15 protein-coding genes are annotated in these 17,576 nt (G+C 66.6%); 3 read left to right on the forward strand and 12 right to left on the reverse strand.

Annotated elements, in window-relative coordinates; translation table 11 throughout:
* On the forward strand, window positions 1-2,200 hold a 2,200-nt coding region (locus AOZ49_RS17785), incomplete at its 5' end, for a TonB-dependent siderophore receptor (protein WP_054476887.1).
* Between the two features lie 16 nt (window positions 2,201-2,216).
* Window positions 2,217-3,338 (forward strand): PepSY-associated TM helix domain-containing protein, encoded by a 1,122-nt coding sequence (locus tag AOZ49_RS17790; protein ID WP_054476889.1) that lies wholly within the window; start codon window positions 2,217-2,219, stop codon window positions 3,336-3,338.
* Between the two features lie 72 nt (window positions 3,339-3,410).
* Here the strand turns inward: AOZ49_RS17790 and ppsA are convergent, their stop codons facing one another.
* Window positions 3,411-5,777 (reverse strand): phosphoenolpyruvate synthase, encoded by a 2,367-nt coding sequence (gene ppsA, locus AOZ49_RS17795; protein WP_054476891.1) that lies wholly within the window; start codon window positions 5,775-5,777, stop codon window positions 3,411-3,413.
* Between the two features lie 191 nt (window positions 5,778-5,968).
* On the opposite strand from ppsA, the gene AOZ49_RS17800 reads away from it, so the two are divergent.
* On the forward strand, window positions 5,969-6,796 hold the full coding sequence (locus AOZ49_RS17800; protein ID WP_054431142.1) for a posphoenolpyruvate synthetase regulatory kinase/phosphorylase PpsR: 828 nt from the start codon (window positions 5,969-5,971) through the stop codon (window positions 6,794-6,796).
* A 59-nt stretch (window positions 6,797-6,855) separates the two neighbouring features.
* Here the strand turns inward: AOZ49_RS17800 and AOZ49_RS17805 are convergent, their stop codons facing one another.
* The 11 genes from AOZ49_RS17805 to AOZ49_RS17855 all read right to left on the reverse strand — a co-directional run.
* On the reverse strand, window positions 6,856-7,293 hold the full coding sequence (locus tag AOZ49_RS17805; protein ID WP_231689877.1) for a hypothetical protein: 438 nt from the start codon (window positions 7,291-7,293) through the stop codon (window positions 6,856-6,858).
* A gap of 83 nt (window positions 7,294-7,376) precedes the next feature.
* On the reverse strand, window positions 7,377-8,165 hold the full coding sequence (locus AOZ49_RS17810) for a TrmH family RNA methyltransferase (RefSeq protein WP_054476893.1): 789 nt from the start codon (window positions 8,163-8,165) through the stop codon (window positions 7,377-7,379).
* Window positions 8,162-8,770 (reverse strand): ribonuclease HII, encoded by a 609-nt coding sequence (gene rnhB, locus AOZ49_RS17815; protein ID WP_054431140.1) that lies wholly within the window; start codon window positions 8,768-8,770, stop codon window positions 8,162-8,164. Before rnhB ends, AOZ49_RS17810 begins: the two co-directional genes overlap by 4 nt.
* Window positions 8,757-9,953 carry a lipid-A-disaccharide synthase gene (gene lpxB / locus AOZ49_RS17820; protein WP_054476895.1) on the reverse strand — a complete coding sequence of 399 codons (1,197 nt, stop codon included), beginning with the start codon at window positions 9,951-9,953 and terminating at the stop codon, window positions 8,757-8,759. Before lpxB ends, rnhB begins: the two co-directional genes overlap by 14 nt.
* Window positions 9,950-10,744 carry an acyl-ACP--UDP-N-acetylglucosamine O-acyltransferase gene (gene lpxA / locus AOZ49_RS17825; RefSeq protein WP_006394504.1) on the reverse strand — a complete coding sequence of 265 codons (795 nt, stop codon included), beginning with the start codon at window positions 10,742-10,744 and terminating at the stop codon, window positions 9,950-9,952. Before lpxA ends, lpxB begins: the two co-directional genes overlap by 4 nt.
* Entirely contained in the window at window positions 10,745-11,200 is a 456-nt protein-coding gene (gene fabZ, locus AOZ49_RS17830) for a 3-hydroxyacyl-ACP dehydratase FabZ (RefSeq protein ID WP_006385190.1), read from the reverse strand. It abuts the gene before it with no gap.
* A gap of 71 nt (window positions 11,201-11,271) precedes the next feature.
* On the reverse strand, window positions 11,272-12,366 hold the full coding sequence (gene lpxD / locus AOZ49_RS17835; RefSeq protein WP_054476897.1) for a UDP-3-O-(3-hydroxymyristoyl)glucosamine N-acyltransferase: 1,095 nt from the start codon (window positions 12,364-12,366) through the stop codon (window positions 11,272-11,274).
* 14 nt (window positions 12,367-12,380) lie between these two features.
* Window positions 12,381-12,941, reverse strand: a complete 561-nt coding sequence (locus AOZ49_RS17840) for an OmpH/Skp family outer membrane protein (RefSeq protein WP_035360323.1) — start codon at window positions 12,939-12,941, stop codon at window positions 12,381-12,383.
* A gap of 110 nt (window positions 12,942-13,051) precedes the next feature.
* Window positions 13,052-15,397, reverse strand: coding sequence for an outer membrane protein assembly factor BamA (gene bamA / locus AOZ49_RS17845; protein WP_054476898.1), 2,346 nt, complete (start codon window positions 15,395-15,397; stop codon window positions 13,052-13,054).
* Between the two features lie 53 nt (window positions 15,398-15,450).
* Window positions 15,451-16,782 (reverse strand): RIP metalloprotease RseP, encoded by a 1,332-nt coding sequence (gene rseP, locus AOZ49_RS17850; RefSeq protein ID WP_054476901.1) that lies wholly within the window; start codon window positions 16,780-16,782, stop codon window positions 15,451-15,453.
* Window positions 16,783-16,846: 64 nt separating this feature from the next.
* Window positions 16,847-17,576: 1-deoxy-D-xylulose-5-phosphate reductoisomerase (locus AOZ49_RS17855; RefSeq protein ID WP_197286741.1), on the reverse strand; the 730-nt coding region annotated here is incomplete at its 5' end.

Raw genomic sequence — 17,576 nt, forward strand, 5'->3', positions numbered from 1 at the left:
CGACCGGACCGCCCCCGCGCTGCACGGCAGCTATACCCGCGATGAGGCCTTGACGCGCCTGTTGGCCGGCTCGGGCCTGGGCTGGCGCCACAGCGGCAACACCCTGATCGTGTCGCGGTTGCCCGCCACCGCGAGCGACGCCACCACGCTCGACCCCATCCGGGTGCAAGGCGCGAGCGAGACCGTCCGATACGTGGCCGACACTTCCGGCGCCGACACCAAGACCGACGCCCGGCTGATCGAGACGCCCCAATCCATCTCGGTGGTGACACGCCAGCAAATGGACGACCAGGCGGTGCAGAACGTGCGCCAGGCGCTGCGCTATACGCCTGGCCTGACCGCCGAATACCGCGGCGCCGGCGGCTCGCGCTACGACACGGTGATCTACCGCGGCTTTGGCGGTGGCATCAATTACGACTACGCCTATCTGGACGGGATGCGCCTGCTGGGCACGAACTACGCCATCCCGCAGATCGACACCTACAACCTGGAACGCATCGAAGTGCTGCGCGGCCCGTCATCCGTGCTGTTCGGCCAGGGCACTCCGGGCGGCCTGATCAACCTGGTCAGCAAGAAACCCACCGCCACGCCGCTGCACGAGATCGAATTGCAGGCGGGCAGCCACAACTTCGGGCAGGCCGCCTTCGACTTCGGCGGTCCGGTGGACGACGCCGGCAAGGTGCTCTACCGGCTGACCGGCGTCGCTCACACCGGCAAGACCCAGATCGACTACCAGAAGGACGAGCGCGTGGCGATCGCGCCGGCCGTCACGTTCCGCCCCAACGCCGACACCTCGCTGACGCTCCTGGCGCAGTACCAGCATGATCCCTATGGCGGCTACTTCGGCTTCCTGCCGGCCGTGGGCACCATCCAGGACCTGCCCGGCGGCGGCCGCATCGGTCGCCGCTTCTTCGACGGGTCGCCGCGCTTCGATGAATTCAAGCGCACGCAGACGGCCCTGGGCTATCTGCTGGAGCATCGGATCGACGAGGTCTGGTCGGTGCAGTCCAACCTGCGCTACATGCAGATGAAAACGGACTACAAGAGCGTCTACACCACGGGGCTGAATGCCGCCGATCCGGCCAACCCGCTGCTGACGCGGCGTGCCATCGTCAATCACGCCAACATGGACGCGGTGACCGCGGACAACCATGCCCAGGCCCGTTTCAACACCGGCGCCCTCGCGCACACCGCGCTGTTCGGCATCGACTACCAGCGCCTCAGTTATCGCGAAGACCAGGGCATGGGCGCCGCGCCATCCTTGTCGATCAATCGGCCCGATTACGACGCCGCCATCGCCACGCCGTCGATCACCGTGCGCAGCAAGCAGACGCTGGACCAGATAGGCCTGTACGCGCAGGACCAGGTGAAACTGGGCCAATGGACGCTGCTGGGCGGCATCCGCCAGGACTGGGCGGGCAACGACCGGCGCAACCGGATCAACGGAGACACCACCCACCAGTCCGACCGCGCCTTCACCTGGCGCCTTGGCTCAGTCTATGAATTCAGCAACGGCGTGGCGCCCTACGTCAGCTATTCGCGTTCGTTCCAGCCGGTGGCCGACGCCGACGCCCAGGGCAATCTGTTCAAGCCCACCAAGGGCGAGCAATACGAGGCCGGCATCAAGTACCAGCCGCCCGGCCAGGACGCCTTCGTCAGCGCCGCCGTCTACCAGCTCACCCAGAGCAACGTGCTCACGACCGATCCGGCCAACACCAACTACAGCATCCAGACGGGCGAGGTGCGCTCGCGCGGTCTAGAACTGGAAGGCAAGGCCAGCCTGACGCGCAACCTGGACCTGCTGGCGTCCTACACCCTGATGGACAACGTCAACACGCGCAGCACCACCGCGCAGGGCAAGCACCCCACCTACGTCTCGCGCCACAGCGCCAACGCCTGGGCCAACTACACCTTCCACAGCGGCGCGCTGGCCGGCCTGAGCCTGGGCGGCGGCGTGCGTTACGTCGGCAGCAGCTATGCCAACGCCGACAACACATTGAAGGTCTCGCCCTTCACGGTGGTGGATGCCGCGGTGCGCTACGACCTGGGGCAAGCCATCCCTTCGCTGAAGGGACTGACCGCCGGCATCAACGCCAGCAACCTGTTCGATCGCGAATACGTATCGGCGTGCGCCACCGCGACCAAGTGCTTCTACGGCGCCGGACGCACCGTCATCGGCACCCTGACCTACCGCTGGTAAGCGTGGGCGCCCTGGCATGAGCATCGACGCCCCGCACCGCCTGCGCATCTGGCGATGGCTGCATACGTGGTCCAGCCTGGCATGCACGCTGTTCCTGCTGATGCTGTGCCTGACCGGGCTGCCGCTGATCTTCCATGACGAGATCGACGCCTGGTTCGACACCCCCGCCCGTGTCCCGCCGGCGCGGGAGGCGGCCGCGCCACGGGACGTGGATGCCATGGCCGCGCGGGTGCGCGAGCAATACCCGCGCCGTGACATCCGCTTCATCGTCTGGCTGGACGAACCTCACCAGTACCGTTTCGGGCTGAGCCCGGGCGCGCCCGGCCAGAAGCCCTTCGCGCTGGTCGATGCGCGCGGCCCCGTCGTCACCGGCGAGGCCTGGAGCGAGAAAGACTGGCGCCACGGCGGGCCGATGGCCCTGCTGTTGCGGCTGCACACCGACATGCTGCTGGGCATGCCGGGCAGCCTGATCCTGGCCGTCATGGGCGCGCTGCTGCTGGTATCGCTGGTTTCCGGCGTGGCGCTGTACGGCGGCTTCATGCGCAAGACGCCGTTCGGCACCGTGCGCAAGGGGCGTTCGCGGCTGCTGCGCATGCTGGACCTGCACAATCTGCTGGGCATGGTGCTGCTGGTCTGGTTGACCGTGGTCGGACTGAGCGGCGCAATCAACACGCTCGATTCGTTCGTCTTTGGCGCCTGGCGCGAGCATGCGGCCAGCCGGCAGTTGGCCGCGCCGCCGCCCGGCCCGCCGGTCGCCCGGCCGCTGCAGGCCGCGGTCGACCTGGCCCGGCGCACACTGCCGGAGCGCGACGTCAGCTTCCTGGCGCTGCCCGGTTCGCTGTTCTCGTCCGACGGCGCCTGTACCGTCTTCATGCAGGGCCGCACGCCGCTGACGCGGCACCTGCTGCAACCGGTCGTGGTGCGCATCGCCGACGGCGCACTGCTCGACGCGGATCCGCCGCCCTGGTACATGTGGTTGCTGGAAGGCTCGCGGCCGCTGCATTTCGGCAACTACGCCGGCCTGCCGCTCAAACTGATCTGGGCCTTGCTGGATCTGGCGGCCATCGCCGTGCTGGTCACGGGGCTCTACCTGTATCTGCCCAGGCGGCGCGGGCCGGGGGCGGCAGCCAGGGGTTGACCGCCGCCGGGCCGCCCCAAGAAAAAACCCCCGCCTCTTTCGAATGCGGGGGTTTGCGTCAACGCGGGCGACTTACTGCTTCGCCAGGCGCTGCCAGGTGTCGACCACCGTGTCCGGATTCAGCGACATCGACAGGATGCCTTCATCCTTGAGCCACTGCGCGAAGTCCGGGTGATCGCTGGGGCCCTGGCCGCAGATGCCGACGTACTTGTTGGCGGCCAGGCAAGCCTTGATCGCGCGGCGCAGCATGAACTTGACGGCCTCGTCGCGTTCGTCGAAATCGGCCGCCAGCAGTTCCATGCCGGAGTCGCGGTCCAGGCCCAGGGTCAGCTGGGTCATGTCGTTCGAACCGATCGAGAAGCCGTCGAAGTACTGCAGGAACTCGTCGGCCAGGATGGCGTTGGAGGGCACTTCGCACATCATGATCAGCTTCAGGCCGTTCTCGCCGCGCGCCAGGCCGTGCTTGGCGAGCAGGTTGACCACCTTTTCCGCCTGGCCCAGGGTGCGCACGAACGGCACCATGATCTCGACGTTGGTCAGGCCCATGTCATCGCGCACCTTCTTGAGCGCTTCGCATTCCATGCGGAAGCACTCGGCGAAGTCGTCGGCGATGTAGCGCGAAGCGCCGCGGAAGCCCAGCATCGGGTTCTCTTCCTCGGGCTCGTAGCGCGAACCGCCGACCAGCTTGCGGTACTCGTTGGACTTGAAGTCCGACATGCGCACGATCACGGGCTTCGGGTAGAAGGCCGCCGCGATGGTGGCCACGCCTTCGGCCATCTTCTCGACGAAGAAGGCGCGCGGGCTGGCATGGCCGCGGGCGGCCGATTCCACGGCCTTCTTCAGCTCGCCGTCGACGTTCGGGTAGTCCAGCACCGCCTTCGGGTGGATGCCGATGTTGTTGTTGATGATGAATTCCAGGCGCGCCAGGCCGACGCCGCCGTTGGGGATCTGGGCGAAGTCGAACGCCAGCTGGGGGTTGCCCACGTTCATCATGATCTTCAGGTCGATGGCGGGCACCTCGCCGCGGCGCACTTCCTCGACTTCGGTCTCGATCAGGCCGTCATAGATGCGGCCTTCGTCGCCCTCGGCGCACGACACGGTCACGGCCTGGCCTTCCTTGAGCAGGTCAGTGGCGTTGCCGCAACCCACCACGGCCGGAATGCCGAGCTCGCGCGCGATGATGGCCGCGTGGCAGGTACGGCCGCCGCGGTTGGTCACGATCGCCGAGGCGCGCTTCATGACGGGTTCCCAGTTGGGATCGGTCATGTCGGTGACCAGCACGTCGCCGGGCTGCGCCTTGTCCATGTCGGAGATGTCGCCGACCACGCGCACCGGGCCCGAACCGATCTTCTGGCCAATGGCGCGGCCGGTGATCAGGACCTGGCCGGTGGCCTTCAGGCGATAGCGCTGCTGCACGTCGTTGGCGCCCTGCTGCGACTTCACCGTTTCCGGGCGCGCCTGCAGGATGTAGATCTTGCCGTCGACGCCGTCGCGGCCCCACTCGATGTCCATCGGGCGGCCGTAGTGCTTCTCGATGATGACGGCGTAGCGGGCCAGCTCGTTGACCTCGTCGTCGGTCAGCGAGTAGCGGTTGCGCTCGGACACCGGCACGTCGACCGTGCGCACGGCGCGGCCTTCCGGACGCTCGGGATCGAATTCCATCTTGATCAGCTTGGAACCGATGCGGCGGCCGACGATGGGGAAATGGCCCTGGGCCAGCGTGGGCTTGAAGACGTAGAACTCGTCGGGGTTGACGGCGCCCTGCACCACGGTTTCGCCCAGGCCGTACGACGAGGTGATGAACACCACGTCCTGGAAGCCCGATTCGGTGTCGATGGTGAACATCACGCCGGCGCTGCCCTTGTCCGAACGCACCATGCGCTGGATGCCGGCCGACAGGGCCACATCGGCGTGGGCATAGCCCTTGTGCACGCGGTAGGAAATGGCGCGGTCGTTGTAGAGCGAGGCGAACACGTGGCGGATCTTGTCCAGCACGTCGTCGATGCCGACCACGTTCAGGAAGGTTTCCTGCTGGCCGGCGAACGAGGCGTCGGGCAGGTCTTCGGCGGTGGCCGACGAGCGCACGGCGAACGAGCCCTTGCCATCGGCGTCGAGCTTGGCGAAGGCGTCGCGGATCTGCGCTTCGAATTCAGCCGAGAACGGCGCTTCGACGATCCATTGACGGATCTGCGCGCCGGCGTTGGCCAGCTCGCGGACGTCTTCGGGGTTCAGCGTGGTCAGGCGTTCGGCGATGCGCTTGTCCAGGCCGGAGGCCTGGAGGAAGTCGCGGAAGGCGTCAGCGGTCGTGGCAAAGCCGCCCGGCACGCGGACACCCGCGCCAGACAGCTGGCTGATCATTTCGCCTAGTGATGCGTTCTTGCCTCCTACCGAGTCCACGTCCGTCATGCGGAGCTGCTCGAACAAAACAACGTACGACATTGAAGTCACCTTTTACAATGGAATGAAAGCGAGTTTGGTCAATGCAGATTCGACGCCGGCTACCGCCTGGATTTCGCCGATCCGCCTGCGCTGACCAAACTGGCCTTGGACCGCCCTTGGGGTGACTTATAGGGGCCTGATTGTACTCGGAGGAGCACATCCGGCCATCCGCCTGGTTGGAATTTTTACATATGACATCTACCCCGATCGTACGCACGGTATACATCGTTTCCGACAGCACCGGCATCACCGCGGAAACCTTCAGCCAGTCGGTGCTTTCCCAGTTCGAGCAAGTCGATTTCAAGCCGGTGCGGCTGCCGTTTGTCGACACCCTGGAAAAAGCCGCCGAAGTGGCCATGCGCATCGACCGCAGCGCCCTGGAGGCCGGCGTGCCGCCGATCGTCTTCAGCACCCTGGTCAATCCTGACATCCTGGCCCGTGTTCGCCAGGCGAACGGAATTTTCCTGGACCTGTTCGGCACCTTCGTCAGCCACATCGAGCAGGCGCTGGGGCTCAAATCCAGCCATTCCATCGGCCGCTCGCACATGCAGGCCAATTCGGAAAAGTACCGCAACCGGATCGACGCCATCAACTTCAGCCTGGCCCACGACGACGGCCAGTTCGTCAACCAGCTGGACCAGGCCGACGTCATCCTGGTGGGCGTCTCGCGCTGCGGCAAGACCCCGACCAGCCTGTACCTGGCCATGCAATACGCCATCAAGGCCGCCAACTTCCCCCTGACGCCCGACGATTTCGAGCGCGGCACCCTGCCCTCGACCATCGCGCCGCACCGCGCCAAGCTGTTCGGCCTGTCGATCCAGCCCGAGCGCCTGTCCGAAGTGCGCAACGAGCGCCGCCCCAACAGCCGCTACGCGCAGCTGGAGCAGTGCCGCTATGAAGTGGCCGAGGCCGAGCGCATGATGCGGCGCGAGGGCATTTCGTGGCTGTCCACCACCACCAAGTCGATCGAGGAGATCTCGACCACGGTGCTGCAGGAAGTGGGCCTGGACCGCGGCTGAAAACGATCAGGGCGCGCCATTGGCGCGCCCTGATCGGCAAACCCGGCTGCGCCCATCCGTCACTGCCGCACCGCCCCGGGCAGGACGACGGGACGGGACAGTTCGATGTAACTGCTGTCGACCGGCAGGTAGAAGCCCACCAGCTTGCCGGACGAGGCCACCAGATAGGCCTCCGTGCGGCGCGGCAAGGCAATCGAGAACGGGCCGCCCAGCGGCCGGAACACGTCGCCCTGCACGATGGCGCCGGCCCGCCGCCATTGCGAGCCGGAAGGCAGCGTCACGGCGGCGTCGTTGGGCAGCTTCGCCACCACCTCGCGCGACAGTTGCAGCCGGCCGGCCGATTCGGTCATGTCGACCGGCACCAAGCTGACCCGTTGCGGCTTGCCCGAGGCGCATCCGCCCAGCGCCAGCGCGCACAGGCAGGCGGCAAGCAACGACTGGCAGCGGGCGCGCGTGGCGCGGCCTGGCAGGGAATGAGCGACCGGCAATGGCGCCATGGAACACCTTGGGAGCGGCAAAGCGTCGAGTATATGCCGGCCCGGCGTCCCCCCGGCGGGCTCAGACACGCACCAATGCAGAATCAGCGCGACGCGCCCGCCAGCGCCTGGCGGCGCTGCTCGAACAGGCAGATGGCGGCGGCGGCGCCGACGTTCAGCGACTCCACCGCGGCCATGTCATGAGGAATGCGCAGCCTGAGCCGCGCCGCCGCCAGCAACTCGGCGGCCACGCCCTGGCCCTCATGGCCAAAGACCCAGGCGCAACGCTCGGGCAGGCGCCCGGCGTACAGGTCCTGGGCGCCTTCCAGCGCGGTCGCCACCAGCGGCACGCGCAACCCGGGCAGCAGCGCCGGCAAGTCCACGTGCTCGTGGATCGCCAGCGCGAAATGCGCGCCCTGGCCGCTGCGCAGCACCTTGGGCGACCAGGCGGCGGCGGTGCCGGTAGCCAGGAACACGCGCTTGATGCCGGCCGCGGCGCAGGTGCGCAGCAAGGTGCCGACGTTGCCCGGGTCCTGGATACGGTCGAACAGCACGCAATTCTCGTCCACCGCCTCGGGCAGGGACAGCGACGGCGGCGTCACCACGAAGGCGACGCCCTGCCCGCTTTCGACGCTGGCCAGCGCCTGCATCAGGCGGGCGTCCAGCGCCAGGCAGCGGGCGTCCGGCACGGCAGCCGCCAGCGCCGCGATATCGGGCTGCGACAGGCGCTCGACGTCGAAGATGGCCTGGTCCGGCGCGCCATAATGCTGCAGCCACGCCTGGCACAGGTGCACGCCGTCCAGCAGCACGGGCGCGCCGCGCTTGCCGGCGGTGCCCGCCAGCTTGACGAGCGCCTTGACCGCGGGGTTGTCGCGGGAACTGATGTGTTTCATGAGACCAGGCCGAAGGCCTTGATGGGCGCGAAACTGCGGCGATGCTCGGCGCAGGGGCCGTGTTCGCGCAGCATCTGCAGGTGCAAGGCGGTGCCGTAGCCCTTGTGCTGATCGAACGCATACTGCGGGTACAGCGCGTGCAGGCGCAGCAGGTCGGCGTCGCGCGCGGTCTTGGCCAGGATCGATGCGGCGGAGATCGCCGGCACCAGGGCATCGCCCTTGATCACCGTCTGCACCGTGCAGCCCAGCTTGGGCGCCTGGTTGCCGTCCACCAGCGCCAGCTGGGGCGCCAGCGACAGGCCCTCGACGGCGCGCCGCATCGCCAGCAAGGTGGCGCGCAGGATGTTCAGGCTGTCGATCTCGGCCACGCTGGCGCTGGCCACGCACCAGGCCAGCGCATGCGCCTGGATCTCGAGCGCCAGCGCCTCGCGCGTGGCGGCCTTCAGCACCTTGGAGTCGGCCAGGCCGTCGATGGGCCGGGCCGGATTCAGGATCACGGCGGCCGCGTACACGGCGCCCGCCAACGGACCTCGGCCGGCTTCGTCGACGCCGGCCGTCACCAAGGCCGGCTGCGCCGGCGCGGCAAACAGGTCAGGCTGCTCCACCGGCCACCTCCAGGATCGCCTGGGCGGCGAGCGCCGGCGTATCGCGCAGCAGTTCCTGGTGCAGGGCCGTGAAACGCGCTTCGATGCGCGCCGCCAGGGCTTCGTCGGTCAAGGCCGTCCAGGTGGCCTCGGCCAGCTTCTCCGGCGTGGCGTCGTCCTGCAACAGCTCGGGCACCGCGAAGTCGCGCAGCAGCACGTTGGGCAGGCCCACCCACGGCAGATACGGTCGTTCCTGGCCGGATTTCCAGGCCATGATGCGGCGCATCAGCGGCGACAGCACGTAGGAAATCACCATGGGCCGCTTGTACAGCGCGGTTTCCAGGGTGGCGGTGCCGCTGGCCACCAGCACCGCGGTGCTAGCTTCCATCACCGACCACGCCACCGGCGCCTGGCGATCGCCATCGGCGCCGTGCAGGTCCTGGGCGGTGACGCAGCGCAGCCCCGGCACCGGGTATTTGGCCAGGATCGCCTGGAATTCGGCGCGGCGCTGGTCGTTGACCATCGGCACCACGCACTGCAGCGCCGGATCGCGCTTCTGCAGCATCTGCGCGGCTTGCAGGAAGCGCGGCGCCAGCAGGCGAATCTCGGACGAACGGCTACCCGGCAGGATCGCCAGCACGCGCGCGTCCTGGTCGATGCCGAGCCGCGTGCGCGCGGCGGCGCGATCGGGCTGCATCGGCACGGCGCCGGCCAGCGGATGGCCGACATAGGTGACCGGGATGCCTCCCTTGCGGTAGATCTCTTCCTCGAACGGGAACAGCACCAGCATGTGCGACACCGATTCGCGGATCTTGTGGATGCGGTCGTAGCGCCAGGCCCAGATCGAGGGGCCGACGAAATGGACGGTGGGCGTGCCGGCCTGGCGCAGCTGGTGCTCCAGGCGCAGGTTGAAATCGGGCGCGTCGATGCCGACGAACACCGACGGCGGCTCGGCCAGCCAGCGGCGTGAAACGTCGCGATAGGTGCGCAGCAGGCTCGGCAGGCGCTTGAGCGCGTCGACGTAGCCGAACACCGTCAGCGCATGCATCGGGTGCCAGGTGTCGAAATCGCGCGCCTGCATCTGCGGGCCGCCGATGCCCTCGCACAGCACGCCCGGGGCGCGCTGCTGCAGACCGGCAATGATGCGTCCGGCCAGCAGATCGCCCGAGGGCTCGCCGGCCACCATGCCGATCCGCATGTTCATGGACGGATGATGCCGCGGGACGAGACGTCGAGGAAATCCAGCAGCGTCTGCAGGTGCTCGGCGACTTCGGGCTCGGCCTGCTGGCGGGCGCGCAATTCGGCGCGCGCGTCATCCAGCGACAGGCCGCGGCGGTAGATGATCTTGTAGGCGTCGCGCAGCGCCGACACCTGGGCCGGCGTGAAGCCGCGGCGCTTCAGGCCCTCGACGTTGACGCCGACCGGACGGCACGGGTTGCCCGCGGCCAGCACGAACGGCGGCGTGTCCTGCATCAGCGAGCTGTTGCCGCCCGTCATGCTGTGGGCGCCGATGCGCGAGAACTGGTGCACGCCGGTAAGGCCGCCCACGATGGCCCAATCGCCGACGTGGACGTGGCCGCCCAGCTGCACCGAGTTGGCCAGGATGGTGTGGCTGCCGACATGGCAATCATGCGCCACGTGCACGTAGGCCATGATCCAGTTGTCGTCGCCCAGCGTCGTGGCGCCGCCATCCTGCACCGTGCCGGTGTTCAGCGTGACGAACTCGCGCACCGTGTTGCGGTCGCCGATCACCAGGCGGGTCGGCTCGCCGTTGTACTTCTTGTCCTGCGGCATGCCGCCGATCGAGCAATACCGGTAGAACCGGTTGTCGCGCCCGATGGTGGTCACGCCATCGACCATGCAATACGGGCCGAGCTCGGTGCCGGCGCCGATCGTCACATCGGGTCCCACGACGCAGAATGCGCCGATGACCACGCTGGGGTCGATTTTCGCCGCCGGATCAACGACGGCGGTGGGATGGATGTTTCCTGCCATTTACTCTTCCAGGCTACGGATCGCGCACATGAGCTTGGCCGACGCCACTTCCTGTCCGTCGACGGTGGCACGCGCTTGGTATTTACAGATGCTGCGGCTCAGGCGCTCGGCTTCGACCTCGATGCGCAACTGGTCGCCCGGCACCACCGGACGGCGGAAACGCGCGCCATCGATGCCGACCAGGTAGTAGGCCGTCTTGGCGCCTTCGCACTTCAGGCCGCCGTTCTCGTCGGTGAACGAGAACAGCGCCGAAGCCTGGGCCATCGCTTCCACGATGAGCACGCCCGGCATCACCGGATGGTGGGGGAAGTGGCCGTTGAAAAACGGTTCATTGATCGAGACGTTCTTGATGGCGACGATGGATTTGCCGGGCACCATTTCGACGACACGATCAATCAGCAGCATCGGGTAACGATGCGGCAGCCTCTCCATGATCCCCTTGATGTCGAGTTCCATTTTTCTGTGAATTCCTGCGTAATGAATTAAATCTGTCGGCGCCGCGAGCGCCAGGGCGGCATGGCGGCGCCCTAGTCTTTTTCCAGCGTCCGCAAGCGGCGGCGCAATTGCGCTAACTGTTGTATCACGGCGGCGTTGCGCTGCCATTCGCCATGTTCCGCATACGGGTACACCCCGGTATAGCGGCCAGGCTTGGAAATGTTGGACGTCACCGCGGTGCCGCCCGAAATGTGTACGTCGTCGCCCAGCGTCAGGTGCCCCGACAGCATGGCCGCGCCGCCGATGGTGCAGCGCTCGCCGATGGTGGTGGACCCCGCCACGCCGACGCACGCCGCGATCGCGGTGTAGGCGCCGATACGGCAGTTGTGGGCCACCATGATCTGATTGTCGAGCTTGACGCCGTTGCCCACGACGGTGTCTTCGAGCGCGCCGCGGTCGATGGTCGTATTGGCCCCGATTTCGACGTCGTCGCCCACCGACACCCCGCCCAGCTGGGGAATCTTGCCCCAGGCGCCCTTGCCCAGCGATGGATCCGGCGCGAAACCGAAACCGTCGGCGCCGAGCACCGCGCCGCTGTGGATGATGGCGCGCGCGCCGATCTTCACGCCTTCGTACAGCGTGACGTGCGCATGCAGACGGCTGTCCGGGCCGATCGAGGACCCGGCGCTGATGACACAGCTGGCACCCAGCACACTGCCGCGGCCGATGCGCGCACCCGATTCGATCACGCAATTCGGACCGATACGCACGTCTTCTTCGATGTGCGCGTCAGGCGCGACCACCGCCGAGGGATGCGTGGACGCAGGCAGGGCCGGACGCCGGGCGGCGTCGAACCACTGCGCCACGCGGGCGTACAGCAGATAGGGATGCTTGCAGACGACCAGCGTGAAGCGCGGCCGGTCGGCGGCGGCTTCCAGCGTCTCGGCCACGTCGGCCGAGACGATCACCGCCCCCGCCTGGGTGGCGGCGAGCTGGCTCTGGTACTTGGGGTTGGCCAGGAAACTGATTTCCTGGCCGCTGGCCGAAGCCAGGGTGCCGATGCCGCAGACCCGCAAGGGGTCTGCGCCGGCGGGCGCGCTGATGCGCCAGTCCATGCCCTGGGTATTGGCGGCGCTCAACAGCGCTTCGAGCGTCGGCGCGCGGGCAAGATCCAGTAGAACCGGCATACGGCGACTGCAGCTTACTTGCCCAGGCTCTGGATCACCTTGTCGGTGATGTCGATGCGCGGGTTGACCGTGACGGCGTCCTGGATGATCAGGTCGTAGTTTTCCTGTTCAGCGATGCGCTTGATGGCCTCGTTGGCCTTCGTCACGATGCTGGAAAACTCTTCGTTGCGGCGACGGTTGAAGTCTTCCTGGAATTCGCGGCGCTTGCGCTGCAGGTCGGTATCCAGGTTCGACAGCTCGCGCTGACGCTTGACGCGGTCGGACTCGGACAGCACGGGCGCATCCTTGTCGAACTTTTCGGCTTGCGAACGCAGGCTGGTGTTCAGGCGCTGCAGTTCGTCGTCACGCTTCTTGAATTCGGCTTCGATCTTGCTTTGCGCCGTCTTGGCCGGACCGGACTCACGCAGGATCCGCTCGGTATTGACGAAGCCGATCTTGGTGTTTTGAGCCTGAGCGGGCACCGCCGCGACGGAACCGAGAATGAGCGCACCCACCAGGGCAATGGAGCCGCCCAGCTTGCCACGACGATTAACGCGCGGCGAATTCGATGATTTAAGTGCGAAGTCAGACATCATGAAAATCTCACCTTCCAGTAAGGCAAAGCCAAAGTATGTATTGTGCCACTAAACGGCAAGGGAGCCGGACCAGGGGTCCTCTCCCTTGTTTTCAAGCGTAACGCCAGTGCTTAGAACCCGGTCCCGATCTGGAACTGGAAGCTCTGCTTGTCGTCGCCCGGCTTGGCATTGAGCGGACGCGCGTACGACAGCTGCAGCGGGCCCATCGGCGACTGCCACGACAGACCGATACCGGCCGAGAAACGCCAGCCGCAAGGATCGTCGACCTCGCTGCCCGGCTTGCCGTTGGTGCAAGACAGGCCGCTGCCCGCGCCCACCTGGCCCGCGTCGCTGAAGATGAACCAGCGCAGCGTGCGGTCCTTGGACGCGCCCGGGAACGGCAGGTACAGCTGCGCGTTCGCCACGATGCGGCGCGAACCGCCCAGGTAATCGCCCGTGACCGAGTCGCGCGGACCCAGCGACGAGCCTTCGTAGCCGCGCACCGTGCCGATACCGCCGGCGTACACGTCCTTGATGATCGGGTAGTCCTTGCCGCCGTAGCTCTGGCCCCAGTCGACCATGCCGTTCAGCGCCAGGGTGTACGAGTTGCCCAGCGGGATGAAGTACTGCTGCTGGCCGGTGAGCATGTAGTACTTCAGGTCGACCGTCGAGAAGTCGCTCTTGAGGCGGGTGTACGAACCCTTGGTCGGCGCCAGGGCGCTGTCGCGGGTGTCGTTGGACCAGCCGGCGGTGAAGATCACCGAGTTGGTCGAGTCGCCATACTGATTGACGAAGTTGCGGTAGGCCAGCGGCGAATTCGAGAACAGGTCGATCTGGTTGCGCTCGAGGTTGGCGCCCAGGAAGATCCGGTCGTATTCGGAGATCGGCACGCCGAAGTTCATGCCCAGGCCCATGGACTTGACACGGTAGTCGCCGTCGTTGTTGTTCCAGGGCTCGGTCACGCGGTAGTACGCGGACGTGGTGCGGCTGATGCCGTCCTTGGTCCAGTACGGATCGGTGTGCGACAGCACGATCGCGCGGTTGGTCTTGCTGGTGTTCAACTGCAGCGTCAGGTTGGTGCCGCTGCCGAACACGTTGTCTTCGCTGATACCGGCGGACAGGATCGCTTTTTCAGACGAACCGTAACCCACGCCCAGGTTGATCATGCCGGTGGGCTTTTCCTTCACGTCGACGTTGACGTCGACCTGGTCGGGCGAACCCGGCACCGGATCGGTCTTGACGTTGACGTCGCTGAAGTAGCCCAGGCGGTCGACGCGGTCGCGCGAGGTCTTGATGTCCTTGGCGTCGTACCAGGCGGCTTCCTGCTGGCGCATTTCGCGGCGCACGACTTCGTCGCGCGTGCGGGTATTGCCGCCGATCTGGATGCGGCGCACGTACACGCGGCGGCTCGGATCGACGTAGAACGTCAGGTCGGCCTCGTGCTTGGCGCGGTCCAGCTGCGGGTTCGGGTTGACGTTGGCGAACGCGTAGCCCAGCTCGCCCAGGTAGTCGGTGATCGCCTTGGCCGAATCGTTGGCCTTGGCCGCCGAGAAGGTTTCGTCCGGCTTGATCTTGACCAGGTTGTTGATTTCCTTGTCCAGGCCGATCAGGTTGCCGGCCAGCTTGACGCTGCGCACCTTGTACGGCTCGCCTTCATGGACCGTGATGGTGATGCGGATGTCCTTGCGGTCGGGCGAGATCGTGACCTGGGGCGGCTCGACCGTGAATTCGAGGTAGCCGCGGTCCAGGTAGAACGAACGCAGGCGTTCGAGGTCGCCTTCGAGCTTTTCGCGCGAGTACTTGTCGGTATCGGTGTACCAGGTCAGCCAGCCCGGCGTGGTCAGCTTGAACTCGTCGAGCAGATCGCTTTCCGAGAAGGCCTTGTTGCCGACGAAGCGGATTTCCTGGATGCGGGCGACCGAGCCTTCGAACACGTCGAAGCTCACGCCGACGCGGTTGCGCGGCAGCGGCGTGACGGTGGAGGTGACCTCGACGCCGTACTTGCCCTTGGACAGGTACTGCTGCTTGAGTTCGTATTCGGCGCGTTCGAGCATCGAGCGGTCGAAAATGCGGCCTTCGGCGAAACCGACCTGCCCCAGCGATTTGGTAATGGCCTTGGAATCGAATTCGCGCATGCCGTTGAAATTCACGGATGCAATCGTCGGACGTTCCTGAACCACCACGACCACGACATTATTGTCGGTCTGGATCTGCACGTCGGTGAAAAACCCTGTGCCATACAGGCGGCGGATCGCCTCGGTGGCCTCTTCCTCGGTGAATTTCTCACCGACCTTGACGGGCAGATAACCGAAGACGGTGCCGGCGTCGGTTCGCTGGATCCCTTCTACGCGGATATCCCGCACGACAAAAGGGTCGAAGGCGTGGGCCATGCCTGGCAGCAGCAATGCGGCGATCAGACTCGGCACTATGCCCGGCAGTACACCCTTTTTGTGATGAAACATCCGGCGAAAAGACATCCTTGAGTATCCTCGGTCGTGCAAATGGCGGGGGATTTTATGCTAATTGGCGCTTAAGTGAACAAGCGCGTGAAATCATTGAACAACGCAAGCCCCATCAGGCTTGCCAATAAACCAATGCCTGCGCGCTGTCCGATATCGATCCACCGTGCGGGCGGCGGACTGCCCCGCACAATTTCGACGAGATAGTACAGCAGATGGCCACCGTCCAGCATAGGAATGGGCAGCAAATTTAGTACGCCAAGGCTGATACTGATCAACGCGATATAGGCGATATACGCAACAATGCCGATCCGGGCGGTCTGGCCGGCATAATCGGCGATCGTGACCGGGCCGCTGACGTTGCGCCAGGAGACATCGCCCGTCACCATGCGACCCATCATGCGCAGCGAAAACAGGGCGGTGTCCCAGGTGCGGACGGCGCCGCGCCAGAGGCTGTCGAAGACGCCGTAGCGCACCGTCACCATGGGCACGTCGCCGCCCAGCTGGACGCCAAGCCGGCCGATGACCTGGCCATTGACCGTCTCGGCGCGCGGCGTGACGTTCAGGGAAACCTGGGCGCCATCGCGAACCAGCGTCAGCGCCAGCGTCTTGCCCGCGCTTTCCTGGATCTGCTTGACCAGGGCGCCGGTGTCCGGGGTGGGATGGCCGTCGACGGCCAGGATCAGGTCGCCCTGACGCAGTCCGGCGGCCTGCCCTTCGCCGCCATCGTTGACCACGCGCACGGCGGGCTTGGGCTGGGCCAGGCGGATGCCGGCGGCCAGCAGCGGATCGCCGCCGGCCGGATCCATGGCATTGGCCGGCAGGGTGACGTCACGCTGCTGCGAGGCGCCGCCGGGCGTGCCGACTTCGATCCGGGTCAGGCCGCCGGTGGCCATGACATCCATCAGGCGCCAGCGGGCGTCCGACCACGATGCGACTTCCTGACCGTCGATGGACAGAATGCGGTCGCCCGCGGCCAGGCCGGCGCGCGCGGCGGGCGTATCGGCGGCGGGCTGGGCGATGACGGCGACCAGCTCCTCGGTGCCCGCCATGTTCAGGCCGGCATACAGGAAGACCGCGAGGACGAGATTGAAAATGGGACCGGCGGCAACGATGGCGATGCGCTTGCCGACGGATTTGTTGTTGAACGCGCCCGCCGCTTCGGCGGGGCTGGCGCCGGCCGGGGCGTCGTCCTGCATCTTGACGTAGCCGCCCAGGGGCAAGGCCGACAGGGCCCATTCGGTGCCATGGCGGTCGGTGCGGCGCAGGATCACCTTGCCGAAGCCGACCGAAAAGCGCAGCACCTTGACGCCGCACAACCGCGCCACCCAATAATGCCCCAATTCATGAAAAATGATCAGGGAGCCAAGCGCGACGGCAAAGGCCAGCAGGGTGAAAAGCATCGGGGTCAGGAAATCAAGGAATCAACGCAAGGGATCAATGGGGCGCGAGGGGCTTGCGCGGCCATCACGCCAGGCCGAGATTGCCGGCGTAAACGCGCGCGGCGGCATCCAGCGCCAGCACATCGTCGAGACTGTTGAGCGTAACAGATGATTGCCCCCCCTGCCACTCCAGGGTCGCCTCGATAACCCGCGGTATCCAGGTATACCCCAGGCGCCCCGACAGGAAGGCGTCCACCGCCACCTCGTTGGCGGCGTTCAGGGCGATGCAGGCGCCCTGCCCGGCCCGCAAGGCGTCGAACGCCAGCGCCAGGCACGGGAAGCGCGCCAGATCGGGCTTTTCGAAGTCGAGCCGGCCCAGGCGGGTCAGGTCCAGCGCGCCCACGCCGCTGTCCAGCCGCTCGGGAAAGCCCAGGCCGTAGGCGATCGGCGTGCGCATGTCGGGCTGGCCCAGCTGCGCCAGGATCGAGCCGTCGTTGTACTCGACCATGGAGTGGATCACGCTCTGCGGATGCACCACCACCTCGATGCGGTCGGCCGGCATGGCGAACAGCCAGTGCGCCTCGATCACCTCCAGGCCCTTGTTCAGCATGGTGGCGGAATCGACCGAGATCTTGCGGCCCATGCTCCAGTTCGGATGGGCGCAGGCCTGGTCCGGCGTCACCTCGTGCAGGTCCTCCAGGTCGCGGCCGCGGAACGGGCCGCCCGAGGCGGTCAGCAGCAGCCGGCGCACGCCCGGCGCCGGCGCGTCGGGCGCGGCGGCCCGGCCGCCATGCGGCAGGCACTGGAAAATGGCA

Origin of the sequence: Achromobacter sp. 2789STDY5608615, assembly GCF_001298995.1 — a bacterium.
In the GTDB taxonomy this organism is placed as follows: Bacteria; Pseudomonadota; Gammaproteobacteria; order Burkholderiales; family Burkholderiaceae_B; genus Achromobacter; species Achromobacter insuavis.